This window comes from Allorhizobium sp. nf9_anc (assembly GCF_056323085.1).
In genome coordinates, this window is the sequence record NZ_CM150481.1 from 3,345,641 (window position 1) to 3,362,745 (window position 17,105).

The 17,105-nt window shown below is 62.3% G+C and carries 15 protein-coding genes, 1 tRNA gene and 1 riboswitch; of the genes, 6 read left to right on the forward strand and 10 right to left on the reverse strand.

Annotated features, from left to right (window positions below; all coding sequences use genetic code 11):
* Positions 1-22: 22 nt before the first annotated feature.
* The gene (locus AC02Y0_RS16315; RefSeq protein ID WP_476379920.1) at positions 23-1,942 is read left to right on the forward strand and encodes a glycosyltransferase family 2 protein; all 1,920 of its coding nucleotides are present in this window, start codon (positions 23-25) and stop codon (positions 1,940-1,942) included.
* Here the strand turns inward: AC02Y0_RS16315 and AC02Y0_RS16320 are convergent.
* Complete coding sequence (locus AC02Y0_RS16320; RefSeq protein WP_476379922.1) at positions 1,891-3,435, reverse strand: VOC family protein; 1,545 nt, start codon at positions 3,433-3,435, stop codon at positions 1,891-1,893. The genes AC02Y0_RS16315 and AC02Y0_RS16320 overlap by 52 nt on opposite strands.
* 54 nt (positions 3,436-3,489) lie before the next feature.
* Between AC02Y0_RS16320 and AC02Y0_RS16325 the strand changes: the two genes are divergently transcribed.
* Positions 3,490-4,041, forward strand: a complete 552-nt coding sequence (locus AC02Y0_RS16325) for an NADPH-dependent FMN reductase (RefSeq protein ID WP_476379923.1) — start codon at positions 3,490-3,492, stop codon at positions 4,039-4,041.
* A gap of 9 nt (positions 4,042-4,050) precedes the next feature.
* Here the strand turns inward: AC02Y0_RS16325 and AC02Y0_RS16330 are convergent.
* A tRNA-Gly gene (locus AC02Y0_RS16330) sits at positions 4,051-4,124 on the reverse strand.
* An 83-nt stretch (positions 4,125-4,207) separates the two neighbouring features.
* A complete protein-coding gene (locus AC02Y0_RS16335; RefSeq protein ID WP_476379924.1) occupies positions 4,208-5,305 on the reverse strand; it encodes a 2'-deoxycytidine 5'-triphosphate deaminase in 1,098 nt (365 codons plus the stop codon).
* Positions 5,306-5,378: 73 nt separating this feature from the next.
* Positions 5,379-5,457: riboswitch (SAM riboswitch) on the forward strand.
* Positions 5,458-5,502: 45 nt separating this feature from the next.
* Between AC02Y0_RS16335 and AC02Y0_RS16340 the strand changes: the two genes are divergently transcribed.
* From AC02Y0_RS16340 to AC02Y0_RS16350, 3 genes are all read left to right on the forward strand, one after another.
* A complete protein-coding gene (locus AC02Y0_RS16340) occupies positions 5,503-6,681 on the forward strand; it encodes an O-succinylhomoserine sulfhydrylase (protein WP_444559277.1) in 1,179 nt (392 codons plus the stop codon).
* 193 nt (positions 6,682-6,874) lie between these two features.
* Positions 6,875-7,267: a Co2+/Mg2+ efflux protein ApaG gene (gene apaG / locus AC02Y0_RS16345; protein WP_476379926.1), complete on the forward strand. Its 393-nt coding sequence runs from the start codon at positions 6,875-6,877 to the stop codon at positions 7,265-7,267.
* A gap of 80 nt (positions 7,268-7,347) precedes the next feature.
* Positions 7,348-8,274, forward strand: a complete 927-nt coding sequence (locus AC02Y0_RS16350) for an MYG1 family protein (RefSeq protein WP_476379927.1) — start codon at positions 7,348-7,350, stop codon at positions 8,272-8,274.
* Positions 8,275-8,340: 66 nt separating this feature from the next.
* On the opposite strand, the gene AC02Y0_RS16355 is transcribed toward AC02Y0_RS16350, so the two are convergent.
* From AC02Y0_RS16355 to AC02Y0_RS16370, 4 genes are all read right to left on the reverse strand, one after another.
* On the reverse strand, positions 8,341-10,158 hold the full coding sequence (locus tag AC02Y0_RS16355; RefSeq protein WP_476379928.1) for a putative bifunctional diguanylate cyclase/phosphodiesterase: 1,818 nt from the start codon (positions 10,156-10,158) through the stop codon (positions 8,341-8,343).
* A gap of 307 nt (positions 10,159-10,465) precedes the next feature.
* Positions 10,466-11,455, reverse strand: a complete 990-nt coding sequence (locus AC02Y0_RS16360; protein ID WP_476379929.1) for an Hsp33 family molecular chaperone — start codon at positions 11,453-11,455, stop codon at positions 10,466-10,468.
* Between the two features lie 121 nt (positions 11,456-11,576).
* The gene (gene argF, locus AC02Y0_RS16365) at positions 11,577-12,494 is read right to left on the reverse strand and encodes an ornithine carbamoyltransferase (protein ID WP_102018985.1); all 918 of its coding nucleotides are present in this window, start codon (positions 12,492-12,494) and stop codon (positions 11,577-11,579) included.
* A gap of 16 nt (positions 12,495-12,510) precedes the next feature.
* Entirely contained in the window at positions 12,511-13,713 is a 1,203-nt protein-coding gene (locus tag AC02Y0_RS16370; protein WP_476379930.1) for an acetylornithine transaminase, read from the reverse strand.
* Positions 13,714-14,158: 445 nt separating this feature from the next.
* Between AC02Y0_RS16370 and AC02Y0_RS16375 the strand changes: the two genes are divergently transcribed.
* Positions 14,159-14,695, forward strand: a complete 537-nt coding sequence (locus tag AC02Y0_RS16375) for a GcrA family cell cycle regulator (RefSeq protein WP_476384060.1) — start codon at positions 14,159-14,161, stop codon at positions 14,693-14,695.
* Between the two features lie 127 nt (positions 14,696-14,822).
* Here the strand turns inward: AC02Y0_RS16375 and phoB are convergent, their stop codons facing one another.
* From phoB to pstB, 3 genes are read right to left on the reverse strand one after another with little or no spacing between them, the layout of a single operon-like run.
* The gene (gene phoB / locus AC02Y0_RS16380) at positions 14,823-15,506 is read right to left on the reverse strand and encodes a phosphate regulon transcriptional regulator PhoB (protein WP_006727960.1); all 684 of its coding nucleotides are present in this window, start codon (positions 15,504-15,506) and stop codon (positions 14,823-14,825) included.
* Positions 15,507-15,531: 25 nt separating this feature from the next.
* The gene (phoU, locus tag AC02Y0_RS16385; protein WP_476379931.1) at positions 15,532-16,245 is read right to left on the reverse strand and encodes a phosphate signaling complex protein PhoU; all 714 of its coding nucleotides are present in this window, start codon (positions 16,243-16,245) and stop codon (positions 15,532-15,534) included.
* Positions 16,246-16,291: 46 nt separating this feature from the next.
* The gene (pstB, locus tag AC02Y0_RS16390; protein WP_245407916.1) at positions 16,292-17,077 is read right to left on the reverse strand and encodes a phosphate ABC transporter ATP-binding protein PstB; all 786 of its coding nucleotides are present in this window, start codon (positions 17,075-17,077) and stop codon (positions 16,292-16,294) included.
* Between the last annotated feature and the right edge of the window lie 28 nt (positions 17,078-17,105).

A 17,105-nucleotide genomic window follows, 5' to 3' on the forward strand; every position in this document is an offset into this window, starting at 1 on the left:
GCGAGAGCATGGCCAACGGAGCGTGAACCACGCGACCGGCCCCTCAAGGTTTGACCATCTGAAGACGGAAGCCGGTCTTCTGCATATCCTCGGGATTTCCAAGCCGCTGATTGCGCGCATGGCGCAGCGGGCGGCAACGAATGGCACCTCGATCGAAGTGGAACTGCTGGCGAGTGGCGCGATCGAAGAAGAGGCCTATTTCGCCGGCCTTGCGCGCATGTATGGCCTGCCCTTTCTCGCCGAGATCGATCCCTCCCTCCTTTCCGATCACGCCTATGGCGACACGCAGCTTGTCGAGCCGCGCATGCTGCGCTTGCATCACAAGGACAGGCCGCCGGTGGTCGCGGTGGCACCGCAGATCCTACATATGGAAGGCCTTGCCAGACGCTTCGGACGCCATGCAAACGGCGCCGGCAGTCTCGTCGTCACGACGCCATCCGCCATCCGGAGAGCCACCTGGAAAGTAGGGGAGACCCGTCGGGTTAGCCATGCCGTGCGCGGCTTGTTCGACAGCGTGCAGTCGCTGTCGGCGCGTCTGGTTGTCACCGGTGACCAGGGTTTCGTCGCCGGCGCGATCCTCTGTTTCATCAGCCTGCTTCTGGTCTTCGCGCCCCTGCTCGCTGTCGTCGCTGCCCATATGCTGCTGTCGTTCTTCCACACGGCGGCGCTCTTCCTGCGGATCATGGCGGTCTCGCATGGCAAACGTCACCCGAAGCCGGAAGTCTCGCTCGAAAGCGGCTCCGACGCCCTGCCGGTCTACACCGTGATGGTCGCGCTTTACCGTGAAGCTGCTGTCGTTCCGCAATTGATCGCGGCGCTCGACGCGCTGGATTGGCCCCGCAGCCTGCTCGACGTGAAGCTGGTCTGCGAGGCGGATGACCGCGAGACGCTGGAGGCAATCCGGCAGGCGCGACTCGGGCCGCATATCGAGGTGGTGGAAGTGCCTGATATGGCGCCGCGCACCAAGCCGAAGGCGCTCACCTATGCGCTTGCCGGGGCGCGTGGCGAGCTTCTCACCATCTACGACGCGGAGGACCGGCCGCATCCGCAACAGTTGCGAGAGGCCTTCCATGCCTTCCGGCTCGGCCCTTCAGAGCTTGCCTGCCTGCAGGCGCCACTGGTGATAGGCAACGCCGGAGAAAGCTGGATCAGCGCGATCTTTGCGCTCGAGTATTCCGCGCTTTTCCGCCGGCTGCTGCCGGCGCTTGGCTTCTACCGGCTGCCGCTGCCGCTTGGCGGCACGTCGAACCATTTTCGAACGGCCCTGCTCCGGGAAAGCGGCGGCTGGGACCCCTTCAATGTAACGGAGGATGCCGATCTCGGCATGCGTCTCTGTCGCATGGGTTACCGCTCTTCGACGCTGACGCTTCCGACCTATGAGGATGCGCCGACGGAGTTCCGCGTCTGGCTCGCCCAGCGCACCCGCTGGTACAAGGGGTGGTTACAGACCTGGTTGGTGCTGATGCGCCAGCCTCTGCGCACCGCCCGCGACATGGGCCCCCTCTCCTTCCTCGTCTTCCAGCTTCTCGTCGGCGGCATGCTGGTCGCGGCCTTGAGCCATCCGGGGCTGATCGTCTTCGTCACGCTGTCCGTCATGTCGCTGATGCAGATCCCCGCGCCGCAGCCGAATGTCTTCACAACGATGATGCTCGCGATGGACGTCTTCAACATCCTCGGCAGCTACGCGGTCTTCTTCGCGCTGGGCGCGACCCCGATGACCGACCGGGAGAAAAAGGGCATGGGCTGGAAATGGGCGATGATCCCGATCTACTGGATGGCCGTCTCGCTCGCCGCCTGGAAGGCGGTCCTCGAACTCAGGCTCAAGCCCTTCCACTGGAACAAGACACCGCACAGACCAAGCCGCAGCGGATCTCTGCCGCCCGGCCTCGTTCAACCGAACCAGTCCGCCGAGACGCTGACATCGGCATTCGACAAGGTGTGATCGCCAGTCACGGTTAGCAGTTCGACCGTGGCACCCCGCGCCTGGAGTTGTTCCGCCAGATCGGAGGCCTCCCCGGCTGCCGGATCGTCGGCGCCGGCGAGGATACGGATGCGGGTGCCCGCAAGATCGACATCCGGCGGATCGGCTAGCACCGGCACCGGACGCAGCAGCAGTGCATCCCGCACGAGGCCGGGAAACAGCATGATGGCTGCGGCGAGGAAATTCGCGCCATTGGAATAACCGGCGAAACGGACACGGATTTTGTCCAGACCATAAGCCTGTGTTGCCTCTTCGACGAAGGCGGCGAAAGCTTCCGCTTCCGCGCGGATATCCTTTTGATCGAAATCCCGGGGGCCGAAGCGGCGGAAGAAGCGTGCGATGCCTTCTTCCGTCGAGCGGCCTCTCAGACCAATCAGAGTGGCGGAAGGCGCCAGTTTGCGCCCGAAGGGCAGGAGGCTCGCCTCGTTGCCGCCCGTTCCATGCAGGAGCAGAAGCGTCGCGCCATCCGGTGTCTCCGGCTCATGGATCCGGTATACGAAGGGCAGGTCGCGATAGATGATGCGCGGCTCGCCCGGAAGCCCAAATTGCGGCAGCATCGGCACGATGTCTTCCGGACGCAGATGAAAGTGTTCGGGGATGAAGAGCCGGCTGCCGAGCGTGTCCGATGGCTCGTCGATCGCAAAGCCCGGACCATCCGAGGCGAGTTCGATCAGCCCACCGGCCGGCTCGCGGACATAAAGCGAGTAGAAGTATTTGCGGTCGTGCATGTTGATCGTGTCGTCACCGCGCGATCTGAGAGCGGCCGCCTGCATTTCGACGGCGGCGCGATCTGCCATGCGCAGGGCGATATGGTCGATGGCACCGGTTCCCGGAGCTGCCGGCCAGAAGCCTCCCGCATCGCGCACGTCGAGAGCCTGTCCGCTCATCGAGGTCAGCCGCGTGATCGTGCCTTCGGTCGCATCGACTTCAAAGCCGGCATGGCGGCAGAGGAAGTCGACGCTTTCTGCCGGCTTTTCCGACAACAAGGTCGCGGCGCGCAGCCGGGTGATTGCGTCGCGAGGCTCGATGCCGCGCACGGCCCAGGCCTCCCCTGGCTCGACCGCCATTGTGCCGACGAGCTTGACGATGATGCCATCCGGGTCGGTCAACCTCAGCACCGGTTCGCCGAATTCGGTTGCGGGACCTGTGGCTGCCACGCCGAACTGCAGCGCTCGGGTGAGCCAGAAGCCGATCGCTTCGGGGCGAATGGCAAAGGCGATCTCGCTTGCCGCACCATGGCCGACGCGCCCGGGGGAACCGTCTTCCCAGGCCAGGAACGTCACCAGCGAGCCGGGGCTTGCCACCGCATCGCCGTAAAACAGGTGAAGCTGGGCCGCATCCTCGAAACCGCCCGTGCGCTTGACGAGCCGCAAGCCCAGAAAGCCGCAATAGAAATCGACATTGGCCTGGATCTTCCGGGTGATCGCCGTGATGTGGTGCAGGCCGCTGGTCATGCTCATCTCCCTGTTCTACCCTCCCTTATAACAAATCGAGACAAGGAAAAGACCATGGTGACACTGCTCGGCATTTCAGGAAGCCTGCGCAAGGGCTCGCTCAACTCGGCACTCTTGAAGGCCGCAGCCGGCTTGCCGGCCGAGGGCTACGCTCTGCAGACAGCCGGCATTCATGGCATTCCGCTCTATGACGGAGACCTGGAAGAAGCCGAAGGCATCCCGGCGGCCGTCACGGCCCTGAAGGGAAAGATCATCGCGGCCGACGGCGTGATCCTGTTTACGCCCGAATACAACAACGGCATCCCCGGCACTTTCAAGAACGCCATCGACTGGCTGTCGCGCCCCTCTTCCGACATGGCCAAGGTCTTCGGCAACAAGCCCTTCGCCCTTGTCGGCGCTTCACCCGGCAATTTTGGCACGCTGCTGAGCCAGAATGCCTGGCTCCCGGTCCTGCACACACTCGGCTGCCGGACATTTTCAGAGAAGCGGCTGATGGTGTCGCGGGCACATACGCTGTTTGACGGAGACGGCAATCTCACCGACGAGGCGACGGCCAAGCGACTGGGGGATTTGCTGGCAGCGTTTGCGAAGTTTGCGGGAAAATAGCTGGGAAGTTGGAGCGGGTGAAGGGAATCGAACCCTCGTATTCAGCTTGGGAAGCTGCTGCTCTACCATTGAGCTACACCCGCGACGGGTTGAGAAATCCAACAGTTCGGCTGGAGTGTCAAGCCGGATGGGACGGAAAGCGGCACGAATGCTGCGCCCTCTTTTGTCAGGGCAGGCGGAAATGCTTGGAGAGCTTCAAGCCCTGTGCCTGGTAGTTGGAGCCGAGCCCCGTGCCGTAGAGGCCCTCCGGGCGCTCCTGCATGTGCTCGTATACCAGGCGGCCGATGACCTGGCCGTGTTCGAGGATGAAGGGCACTTCGTGGCTTCTCACTTCCAGAACCGCGCGGCTGCCTGAGCCACCGGCCGGGGCATGGCCGAAGCCCGGATCGAAGAAGCCGGCATAGTGCACGCGGAACTCGCCGACCAAGGGGTCATACGGCGTCATTTCGGCAGCATAGAGCGGCGGAACATGCACGGCCTCGTTGGAGACTAGGATATAGAATTCGTCCGGATCGAGGATCAGTTCGTCGCGGCCGCGGCTGTAGAGCGGCTCCCAGAAATCCAGCACCTCGTGGGCGCCCTTCAAATCGACGTCGATGACCGAGGTGTGGTGCTTGCCGCGATAACCGATCAGGCCTTGCGGACCGGACCCCTTCAGATCGATCGACAGCGCAATACCGCCACCGGAGACATTCGGCATGTCGCTTGCGACGAGAGTTTCCGCCTTGTGGAGATCGAAAAGCTCGGCCTCGCCCAGGAGGGCGTGGCCGACGCGGAAGCGGATCTGCGACAGGCGTGAACCGCGACGCACGATGATCGGGAAGGTGCGCGGCGATATCTCAAGATAGAGCTGGCCCTTGTAGCCGGCCGGTACCTTGTCGAATTCCTGGGCGTAATCGACCATCACGCGGGTGAAGATGTCGAGGCGGCCGGTCGAGCTCTTCGGATTGGCGGAGGCCGAGATCTCCGCCGGCAGGTCGAGGCTTTCCATCAAGGGCACGATGTAGACGCAGCCTGTTTCGAGCACGGCTCCGTTTTCGAGATCGATCTCGTGAAGGGTGAGCCGCTCCAGCTTTTCGGCCACGGTGTGGCCGCGGCCCGGCATGAAGCTGGCGCGAACGCGGATCGCCTTGCCGCCCAGACGCAGGTCGAGGCTTGCCGGCTGGATCTGGTCCTTGTCGAGCATGACCTCGCTCTTCAGCTGGCCGCCACCGAACAAGGCGCCGATCGCGCGATCGGACAAAATCCCGGGTTTCAAGGTCATGATCTCAATCCTGTTTGGGCCCGACAAAACCAAAGCCCACCAATTGACGCAAGGGCCGCGAAGGCGTAAGGCAGCCTTATCCCGTGGTGATTTGGCCGGTCGGCTTGCAGCCACGTTAAACAAGTGGCTAAATAGACCGGGTTTACGAAACCGGTCCGTTCACGCGACCGGTTTTTTTGTGTTCGAAAGGCACGTGCATGAGCAAGAACTGGCGCCCGGCCACCACCCTCGTCCATGGCGGCACGCTGCGCTCTCCTTATGGCGAGACGTCTGAAGCGATCTTCCTCACCCAGGGCTTCGTCTATGAAAGCTCGGAAGCGGCAGAAGCCCGCTTCAAGGGCGAGAACGACGGCTATATCTACGCCCGCTATGGCAGCCCGACCAATGACATGTTCGAAAAGCGCATGTGCATGATGGAAGGTGCCGAGGATGCCCGCGCCATGGCCTCGGGTATGGCCGCCGTCGCTGCCGCCGTGCTCTGCCAAGTCAAGGCCGGCGACCATATCGTCGCTGCCCGCGCGCTGTTCGGCTCCTGCCGCTATGTCGTCGAGACGCTGGCACCGCGCTATGGCGTCGAGTGCACGCTGGTCGATGGTCGCGACCTCGCCAATTGGGAAGCGGCCATCCGGCCGAACACCAAGGTGATGTTCCTCGAAAGCCCGACCAATCCGACGCTCGAAGTGATCGACGTCGCAGGCGTGGCCAAGCTCGCCGACCAGATCGGCGCAAAGCTGATCGTCGACAACGTCTTTGCGACCCCCCTCTTCCAGAAGCCGCTCGAACTCGGCGCGCATGTCGTCGTCTATTCCGCGACCAAGCATATCGACGGCCAGGGCCGCTGCCTCGGTGGTGTCGTCTTGTCTTCGAAGGAATGGATCAACGAGAACCTGCACGACTATTTCCGTCACACGGGTCCCGCCATGTCGCCGTTCAATGCCTGGACGCTGTTGAAGGGCATGGAAACGCTTCCGCTGCGCGTGAAGCAGCAGACGGAGAATGCAACGGCGATCGCCGATTTCTTGGCCGAGCAGTCTGCCGTGGGCAAGGTGATCTATCCGGGCCGCAAGGACCATCCGCAGGCCGATATCATCGCCAAGCAGATGACCGGCGGCTCGACGCTGGTCTGCTTCGAGATGAAGGGCGGCAAGGAAGCGGCCTTCAAGCTGCAGAACGCGCTAGAGATCATCAAGATCTCGAACAATCTCGGCGACGCCAAGAGCCTGATCACCCATCCGGCGACGACGACGCACAAGAACCTTTCCGACGAGGCCCGGGCAGAGCTCGGAATCTCAGGCGGCACCGTTCGGTTGTCCTGCGGCATCGAAGACACGCAGGACCTGCTGGAAGACTTTGCCAAGGCCATCAAAGGCCTCTGAGCACCGTTCAAAGCGCTTCATATTGCAACAATTTCAGCCGCGATAATCCTCGCGGCTGAGCAATTGCCCTTGACGGGTCCGGTTGCGTCGTTATCCCTTGAAAGCATCGTGACGTTCGGTGGCTGATCTTGTTACCGCCACAAAGAGCGCCATTTCTGTCATGATCGCAGGCAAGTTTTCGCAGGGTCCACGCATGTATCGCGCACTGACACGGGACATAGAGGTTCTGGTCGAACCTTACTATCTCGAGGAACAGTCGGACCCGGATGACAGCCGCTATGTCTGGGGCTACCGGATCGTGATCTCCAATCACTCTGCAAAAACCGTCCGCCTCACCCATCGCTATTGGCACATTACCGACCAGAACGGTCAGGTGGACGAGGTCAGCGGCCCCGGCGTGATCGGCGAGCAGCCGCGCCTCGATCCCGGCGACACCTACGAATACTCCTCCGGCTGCCCGCTCGATACGCCATCCGGCATGATGTACGGCACCTATCGGATGGAAACCGACGACGGTGAGAGCTTCGACGTCGAGATCCCAGCCTTCTCGCTCGACAGCCCAGGCATGGTGCGTACCCTCAATTGACGATTGGCAGTTGAGTTGACCGGCGGCTGCCGCTATCTGGAAGGCTCGATCAGCATCGTCAGCCAAAGGTCCCGCCCGGTATGAGCATTACCCATCTCGTCACCCATAGTGGCGGCTTTCATGCCGACGAACTGTTGTCGTCCGTGATCCTGACACGCCTTTTCCCGGATGCGACGATCGTGCGCAGCCGCGCGCCGGACTGGATCACGCCCGCAACAGACCGCATCATCTATGATGTCGGCGGCGCTTATGACGCGGATAGCAGGATCTTCGATCACCACCAGCGTGGCGCACCGCTGCGCGATGATGGCCAGCCTTACAGCTCCTTTGGCCTTATCTGGAAGCATTACGGCCGTGACTACCTCACCGCCGTCGGCATTCCCTCTGGGCATGTCGAGGCCATTCACAAGGGCTTCGACACCAAGTTCGTACTGCCGGTCGACCTCCTGGACAACGGGGCGCTCAGCCCTGCAACGGCCGGACCGCTCGCGGATCTGACCCTGCCGAGCCTGCTCGAAACGCTGAAGCCCGTCTTCGACGACAAGCAGCCCGGCGCCGATGATCGCGGCTTCCATGCGGCACTGTCGATCGCCCGCGCGATCGTCGAAGCCGGCATTGCGCAACGCGCCTCCAAACTGCGGGCCGAGAGCATGGTGCTCGACGCCATCGCCGCAACGGGTGATCGCCGCGTCCTCGAACTGCCGATGGGCATGCCTTTCCGCCCTGCCATCGTCAAAGCGGGTGCCGACCACCTGCTCTTTGTAGTACATCCGCGCGACAAAGACTGGTGCATCACCGGGATCCGCAAGGTGGAAGACAGCTTCGAGCAGCGGGCCGACCTGCCCGCCGCATGGGCGGGCTTGAGCAATGGTGACCTTGAGGCCGTCTGCGGCGTCAAGGGCGCCAGCTTCTGCCACAACGGCCGCTTCATCGCTGCGGCAAACTCGCGCGAGGCGATCCTCGCCATGGCAGATATCGCCGTTAAGGTCGCTCTCGAGACGGCATGACCGGACAGCTTCCCCCAGTCCCACCGTTGAGCGGCTAGCTCTGCGGCCTAAAGAGCGCGTCAGTGCTCAGGCCGCACTGCTGTCGGCGTCCTGCTGTTCGGCGCGCAGGAGAAGGCTCAGCACGTCGCGCTGCGACATCGGCCTACCGAAGAGGTAGCCCTGGATCAGCTGCGGCGACAGGGGTGCAAGGGTTGCCATCTCGCTTTCGGTCTCCACGCCCTCCAGGACGCATTTGAGATGGAGGTTGCGGCAAAGCGTGATGATGGCGGCCACCACCTCGCGGGAGGTAACGCTATCGGCCACCTTGCGCACAAAGCTCTTGTCGATCTTGACCTTGTTCAGCGGCAACTGGTCGATGTATTCGAAGCTGGAATAGCCCGAGCCGAAATCGTCGAGCGCGATCTTGAAGCCGGCGGAGGAGAGATCCTCCAGCAGAATGCGGGAGGTGGCGATATCCTTCATCACCGCCGTCTCGGTAATCTCGAACTCGATCCTTGCGGGGCTGATGCCGCGTGCATGGACCTGGGCAGCGAGGGAGAAGACGAAGGCACGGTCGGCCAGGTCCTGGGCTGAGAGATTGAACGAGACAGTGATCTCGTCCGGCCAGAGCTCCAGCGCATCAAGCGCCTTGCCGAAGAGAATGCGGGTGACCTGCTGGATGAGACCCGCCCGCTCGGCGGCCCGGATAAAACGGTCCGGCCGCACCGGACCGAGCGTCGGGCTTTGCCAGCGTGCAAGCGCTTCGAAGCTCACCACCCTTCGGGCGGCAATATCGAATTGCGGCTGGAAGAGGAGATGGAACTCATCCTCCATGCGCGCCTCTCGGAGCGCCCGTTCGAGCGCCAGGCTCTCGCGCATTTCCTTGTCCTGATCGACGGTAAAGATCGTCGACTGGTGGCGGGCAAACTGCTTGCCCCGATAGAGGGCGAAGTCCGCTTCCTCGTAGATCTGTCTTGCAGTGGTTCCCATGGCCGGAAACTGCGCAAAGCCGACCGTGCCGCTCACGGACAGTTGCAGCGGCTGGAAATCATAGTCCTGGGAGATGTCGTGGATCAGACTGTTGCCGAAGGCTTCGACCTCGATTTCACCGGGGTCGCCCTCGATCACGATGGCGAACTCGTCTCCGCCGATGCGACCGAACTCGAGGCCTTGTCGCTGGCGGAGCTTCAGCCGCTCGACGACCTCGCACAACAGGTGATCGCCCACGGCATGGCCGTAGATATCGTTGATCGACTTGAAGCCATCGAGATCGAGAATGCCGACCCAGAACGGCTTCTTCTCCTCGACCAGTTCATCGATGCGGGAAAAGACCGAACGGCGGTTGGCAATGCCTGTCAGGCTGTCGCGTGCCGCCAGCTGGTCGGCGAGCAGTCGGGCATCGATCTGTCGAAGGATCGCCTTGCGCAGGAGGCTCGCCATGCCGAAGGCGGCAAAGGAGGTGGCCAAGCCGATGAAGACGAACTGCTTGGCTATATCGGGGGAAGCCTGGGCGGAAAACCAGAACAGGCTGCCGATGGAGAGCACGACGCTGGCCAGCGTTGCGCGCAGGGTGACGCCCGAGGTGGAGAACACCACCGCCATCAGCACGAAATAGATGAGCTTCTGCTCCTCAAAATGCAAAAGCATGTAGGCGAGTACATTCGAATACATCAGAAGATTGGTGGCGAAGCCGACTGCTTCCAGCCGCGGCAACGAAGTCCGGCCGGCTGGCAGCAGCAGCCAACGGAAGGCCGTGTAGGAAACGGCTGTGAGCAAACTGATGCCGCCGAGGATCAGAAGACTGAACCCGCTTTCGTCCTGCCAATGGAGCCAAGTGACCAGGAAGTAATAAGCGGCGCCCGGCAGGAGAAATCCGCGCACGATGGGCCGATAGGCTTCGGCCATGGCCCTTCGTCTGGTGGCACTCGTCCATACCCGGTATTGGCGCTTCGCGGAGGTGCTCAGCTGGGCCAGAGACCAAGCATGAGCCTGAGGGTCCTTCCCTGCGACCAATTCCCCGCGACGTCCAGCCGCGTCCTGTGACGAATGCATTCCCGGTGTCCCCAAAGCGCTAAGGCCACCCTAGGAGACATTCATTTAGAATAGCTGAATAGTATAGAAAGAATGTGTGGCAAACAAATCTGCAGTGATCGCGGACACAATCTTCGTACAAAGGGCCCGTCTTTGAGCCCTTTGCCATCGCCTGTCTTTGTTAGACAGCGGTGAGTTCGTCGGGAGAGAACTCGTAGTTCGTCGAGCAGAACTCGCAGCTGACGGTGATCTTGCCGTCTTCGGTGCTTGCTTCGATCTCCTCTGCATTGAAGCCCTGGAGAACACCCTTGAGGCGCTCTCTCGAGCAGCTGCAGCGATCATGCACGGCCTGCGGCTCGTAGGCACGCACACCGCGTTCGTGGAACAGGCGGAAGAGCAGCCGTTCAATGCCGACCTGGGGATCGGTGAGCTCGTCGGCGTCGATGGTCTCGACCAGCATGCGCGCCTCATCCCAGGCGTCATCGCCGTGCAGATCCGTATCGCGATCGTCGCCGTCACCGCCGTGCAGGTCGGGCTGGCGCATCCGCTCGGGCGCTTCCGGCAGGAACTGCGCGATCAGACCGCCGGCCCGCCATGTCCGGCGCGGCTTGCCGTTTTCGTCACGATCGAAGAGTTCGGCTGCACCGAGGCGCACCCGCGTCGGGATCTGCTCCGACTGGCGGAAATAGACGCCGGCGATATCCTCGAGCGAGGTTCCGTCGAGCGGCACGATGCCCTGGTACGGCTGCATGTAGGAGCCCTGGTCGATGGTGAAGGCCAGCACGCCATCGCCGAGCAGCTGCTCCGGTGAAGCCCGGCCCTCGGCCACGGCATCGGCAACCGCCTGCTCGTCGAAACGGGCATAGGCGCGCACGCTTTCGGGCGAGCTGAAATCGGCGACCAGCAGATCCACCGGGCCGTTGCCCTTGGTCTGGACCGTGAACTTGCCTTCGAACTTCAGCGACGTGCCGATCAGCACCGTCAGCACGATCGCTTCGGCGAGAAGACGGGCCACTGGCGCCGGATAGGCGTGGCGATCGAGGATGGTGTTGATCAGCGGACCGAGCTGCACGGCGCGACCGCGCACGTCGAGACCCTCCACCTGGAAGGGGACCACACGATCGTCACCGGCGAAACCGAATTCGCCGAGTTCTGCTTGTTTCATCGCCATGAATGTACTCCCGGCACACGGGGCGCCATACGCTAGGCCTGAGAGGCCCGATCAGAAAGGGCACAGATGGGATCACCTGCGCGAAACGTCAAGTCACCCGACAGGCGCCCGAAATCCGACCTCAGATGGCGCCGAGGCACCAGGCGAGGATCGACTTCTGCGCGTGCAGACGGTTCTCGGCTTCGTCGAAGACCACAGACTGTACGCCGTCGATTACCTCGTCTGTCACTTCCTCGCCGCGATGGGCCGGCAGGCAGTGCAGGAAGAGCGCCTCGTCATTGGCCTTCTTCATCAGCTCCGCATTGACCTGGAAAGGCTGGAAGACATTATGGCCGCGGGCCTTGTGCTCCTGGTTCATCGACACCCAGGTATCGGTGATGACGGCATCGGCACCGGTCACTGCACGGTCGGCATCATGGCAGAGCATGATCTCGCCGCCATTATTGCGGGCCCAGTTGAGGATCTTGTCATCCGGCTCGGAGCCGAGCGGCACGGCCATGTTCATCTTGTAGCCAAAGCGGGCCGACCCTTCGACCAGCGAATGCAACACGTTGTTGCCGTCGCCCGTCCAGGCAAGCGTCTTGCCCGTGACCGGGCCACGATGCTCTTCGATGGTCATGATGTCTGCCATGATCTGGCAGGGATGGGTGAGATCCGTCAGCGCGTTGATCACGGGGACCGTCGCATGCTCGGCCATTTCCAGGAGGCGGGCATGATCGGTGGTGCGGATCATGATCGCATCGACATAGCGGGACAGAACCTTGGCGGTGTCACCAATCGTTTCGGCACGACCAAGCTGCATTTCGGTGCCGGAGAGGAACAGCGTCTCGCCGCCCAGCTGGCGCATGCCGACGTCGAAGGAAACGCGCGTACGGGTCGAAGGCTTCTCGAAAATCATCGCGAGCATCTTGCCGGCAAGCGGCTTGTCGGCGGTGCCGGCCTTGGTCGCCTGCTTGCGGGACTTTGCGTCTTCGAGAATACCGCGGAGGTCCCCAGCCGTGACAGCGGAGAGATCGAGAAAATGCTTGGGAGATGCCATGAAAGAGGGTCCTGTCTTAGGCAGACGCTGCGACTGCGGCCTTGGCGCGGATATGTTCGGCGGCCTGTTCGATACGGGCGATGCCGTCACGGGCCTCTTCTGCCGTGACCGTCAGCGGCGGCAGAAGACGGATGACGTTGTCGCCTGCGGGAACGCCGAGCAGGTGCTCGTCACGCATCGCCATCAAGAGTTCGGTGTTCGGAACCTTGGCCTTGAGGCCGAGCATCAGGCCTTCGCCACGCACGTCCTCGATCACGTCCGGGAACCGGTCCTTCAGCGAAGCCAGACCCTGGCGGAAGACGAGTGCGGTGTCGCGCACGTTCTCAAGGAAGCCGTCTTCCAGCACGACATCAAGAACAGCATTACCGACGGCCATGCCAAGCGGGTTGCCGCCATAGGTCGAGCCATGCGTACCGGCCTTCATGCCATAGGCCGCCTCTTCCGTGGCAAGGCAGGCGCCGAGCGGGAAGCCGCCACCGATGCCCTTGGCGACAGCCATGAGATCCGGCGTGATGCCTGCCCATTCATGAGCAAAGAGCTTGCCGGTCCGGCCGACGCCGCACTGGACTTCATCCAGGATCAGGAGCAGGCCATGCTCGTCGCAGAGGTCGCGCAAGGCGCGCAGCATTTCCACCGGGATCGGACGGATGCCGCCCTCACCCTGAACGGGCTCAACGAGGATTGCAGCCGTCGCATCGCTGATGGCTGCCTTGACTGCTTCCAGATCGCCGAAGGGCACCTGGTCGAAACCGGGGGCCTTCGGGCCGAAGCCTTCGAGATACTTTTCCTGACCACCGGCGGCGATCGTCGCGATGGTGCGGCCGTGGAAGGCGCCTTCCATCGTGATGATGTGGAACTTCTCAGGATGCCCCTTGGCAAAGTGATAGCGGCGCGCCGTCTTGATCGCGCATTCCAGCGCTTCCGCACCCGAATTGGTGAAGAAGACGCGATCGGCAAAGGTGACGTCCGTCAGGCGCTTGGCCAGAACTTCCTGGCCCGGCACTTCATAGAGGTTCGACAGATGCCAGACCTTGTCGGCCTGATCCTTCAGCGCGCCGACGACATGCGGATGGCCGTGACCGACAGAAGTTACTGCCACACCGGCTGCAAAATCGAGATATCGCTCGCCACTCTCCGTTACAAGCCAGACGCCCTCGCCTCGCTCGAAACGCAGCGGCGCCCGATTGTAGGTCTGGTAGAGCGGCGTAGCTTCGGCCATGGCTGTCACAATCCTTCTCGACGATCCGTCCGGGGACGGCGGGACGCCTCAGAGGTCCCGGAAAAATTAAAAATGCCGCCTCGCGGCGGCGGGGGCACTATCCGCATTCGCCCCTGCGATGTCAACGTTTTCTGCAGGAATCGCAGGAGTAGGCACGGATTCGGCCGACACGCGCAGCACGAGCGTCGGGGAAGATTCCACCTGTTGCATACTTGACTCACTCGGGAAGCAAGTTGGGGAAAACCGCGAAATCGATTCCAGATGATTCCTGCGACTCTTGTCACGGAGTCAGCCGACCTCTAGGTTAAATTTCATTAATAGATTGCATGCGGCGGAAGTGCTCACCGACAGTATCGAGGCGGCTTTGTTTCGGATTCGTTCGAAGCAACGGTGACGGATTCTGCCATCACAGACGCGAGCGGCGGAGAGAATTGGCATGACGACTATGCAATGGACTGATGATCGGGTCGAGAGACTGAAGCGGCTGTGGGCTGAAGGCCTCAGCGCGAGCCAGATTGCAGCACAACTCGGTGGCGTAAGCCGCAATGCCGTTATCGGCAAGGTGCACCGCCTTAACCTTCCCGGCCGCGCAAAGGCTGGCGGCAGCTCGTCTGCGGCCCGTCCGGCAAAGCGCCCGGCACAGACCCAGCGTCCGGCCACTTTCCAGAACCGTCCGGCGGCTAACACGACCACTCGCACGGTAACCCGCGCTGCCGGCGCAACCATGCTGAAGGAAGAGGTCGAAGTCGAAGCCTACGAGGAAGTCGAAGTTCGTCGTTCCCTCAACGTGGTTGTCCCGATCTCGCGTCGTCTGGCGCTGACGGAACTGACCGAGCGCACGTGCAAGTGGCCGATCGGCGATCCGATGAAGGACGACTTCCACTTCTGCGGCTGCGAAATCGCCGATAGCGCGCCTTATTGCACCTATCACGCGAAGCTCGCCTATCAGCCGGTCAGCGAACGCCGCAAGGCCGCCCGCTGATCCATCGGCAAGATCAAGACATGCAACGGGTCCTTCGGGGCCCGTTTTCTTTTTGGGCTCTTGCCTGAAACGAAAAGGGCCGCAGCGGATGATCCGTGCAGCCCCTCAATCGAAATAATTGGCTTACTCAGGCTTCCATGGAATAACCCGCGCCGCGCACGGTGCGGATGACATCCTGCATGTTGGAGAAGTTCAGCGCCTTGCGCAGGCGCCCGACATGCACGTCAACGGTGCGTTCGTCTACATAGATGTCGTGACCCCAGACACCGTCCAGCAGTTGGGAGCGCGAGAAGACGCGGCCCGGCGATGCCATCAGGAATTCCAGCAGCCGGAACTCGGTCGGCCCAAGGCGAACCTCGCGGCTCTTGCGATGCACGCGGTGCGTCTCGCGGTCGAGCTCGATATCGCCGCAGCGCAGGACGCTGGAGAGAACCTCGGGTTTGGCGCGGCGGAGCATGGCCTTGACGCGGGCCATCAGCTCCGGCGTCGAGAAGGGCTTGACGACATAGTCGTCGGCACCCGTTGCCAGGCCACGTACCCGCTCACTTTCCTCGCCACGAGCCGTCAGCATGATGATCGGCAGGCGCTCGGTCTCGGGGCGGACCCGAAGCCTGCGGCAGAGTTCGATGCCGGACACGCCGGGCAGCATCCAGTCGAGGATCAGAAGGTCCGGAACCCGCTCCTGCAAGCGGATTTCAGCCTCGTCACCCCTGAGGATCGTCTCGACTTCATAGCCCTCGGCTTCAAGATTGTAGCGAAGGAGGACCGAGAGGGCCTCCTCGTCTTCCACCACGGCGATTTTCGGCTGCATCAGGCATTAACCCCGCTGGACAACGTCACTCGGTGAGCGCGCCGACGGAAGAGGTCAGGTCTTCCTTCGGACGTTCACCTTCCGGCTGCGCACCGGTCGTCATATAGTAGATCGTCTCGGCGATGTTGGTCGCGTGGTCGCCGATGCGCTCGATGTTCTTGGCGCAGAAGAGAAGATGGGTGCAGCTGGTGATGTTGCGCGGATCTTCCATCATGTAGGTCAGCAGCTCGCGGAATAGCGAGGTGTAGATGGCATCGATCTCCTCGTCGCGGTCACGGATCGACTTGGCCTTTTCGGCCGAGCGCGTCGTGTAGACGTCGAGGACTTCCTTGAGCTGGGCCAGCGCCAGATCCGAGAGATGCTCGAGACCGCGGGCGAGCTTGCGCGGCACACCGGTCGCCTGGACGGCGACGACGCGCTTGGAGTTGCTCTTGCCGAGATCGCCGACGCGCTCGAGGTCGGCGGCGATGCGAAGAGCGCCGATGATCTCGCGCAGGTCGGAGGCAACCGGCTGACGCTTGGCGATGGTGATCACCGCCTTGTCGCCAATCTCGCGCTCCATGGCGTCCATCAGGACGTCATCGGAGATCACCTTCTGGGCAAGCGCCGCATCGGAATTCACCAGAGAACGTACGCTTTCGGCGACCATCTGTTCTGCCAGACCGCCCATTTCGGAGATGCGGCGCATCAGGAACTTCAGTTCCTCGTCGAAGGCCGAGTAGATGTGAGAGGAGCCCATTTGAAACGTCCTTGAAATTGAGTTCAACCGTGGATGACGTCGAGGCTCAGCCGAAGCGGCCCATGATGTAATCCTGGGTGCGCTGGTCATCCGGATTGGTGAACATCTTGTCGGTGTCGTTCTCTTCGACCAGTTCGCCGAGGTGGAACATCGCCGTGCGCTGGGAAACGCGTGCGGCCTGCTGCATCGAGTGCGTCACGATGACGATCGTGAAGTTTTCGCGCAGTTCGTGGATCAGTTCCTCGACCTTGGCGGTCGCGATCGGGTCGAGCGCAGAGCAAGGTTCGTCCATGAGGATGACTTCGGGGCTGACGGCCACGGCGCGTGCGATGCACAGACGCTGCTGCTGACCACCGGAGAGGCCGGTACCAGCCGAGTCCAGACGATCCTTGACCTCGTTCCAGAGACCGGCCTTCTGCAGGGCGGTCGCAACGATCTCGTCCAGGTCGGACTTGTTGCGGGCGAGACCGTGGATGCGGGGACCGTAGGCAACGTTCTCGTAGATCGACTTCGGGAACGGGTTCGGCTTCTGGAACACCATGCCGACCTTGGCGCGCAGCTGCACCGGATCGACCTTGGCGTCGTAGATGTTTTCCGCGTCGATCATGATGTTGCCTTCGACGCGGCAGCTCGCGATCGTATCGTTCATGCGGTTGATGCAGCGCAGGAAGGTCGACTTGCCGCAGCCCGACGGGCCGATGAAGGCCGTGACGGAACGGGGGCGGATGTCGATGTTGACATCCTTCAGGGCGTGCTTGTCACCGTAGAAGACCTGCACATTGCGGGCGGTGATCTTGGTTTCAGTCATAGGTGGCGCTTTCGTCGTGGTCATCTTAGTCGCGAGATTGTTCATCATGATA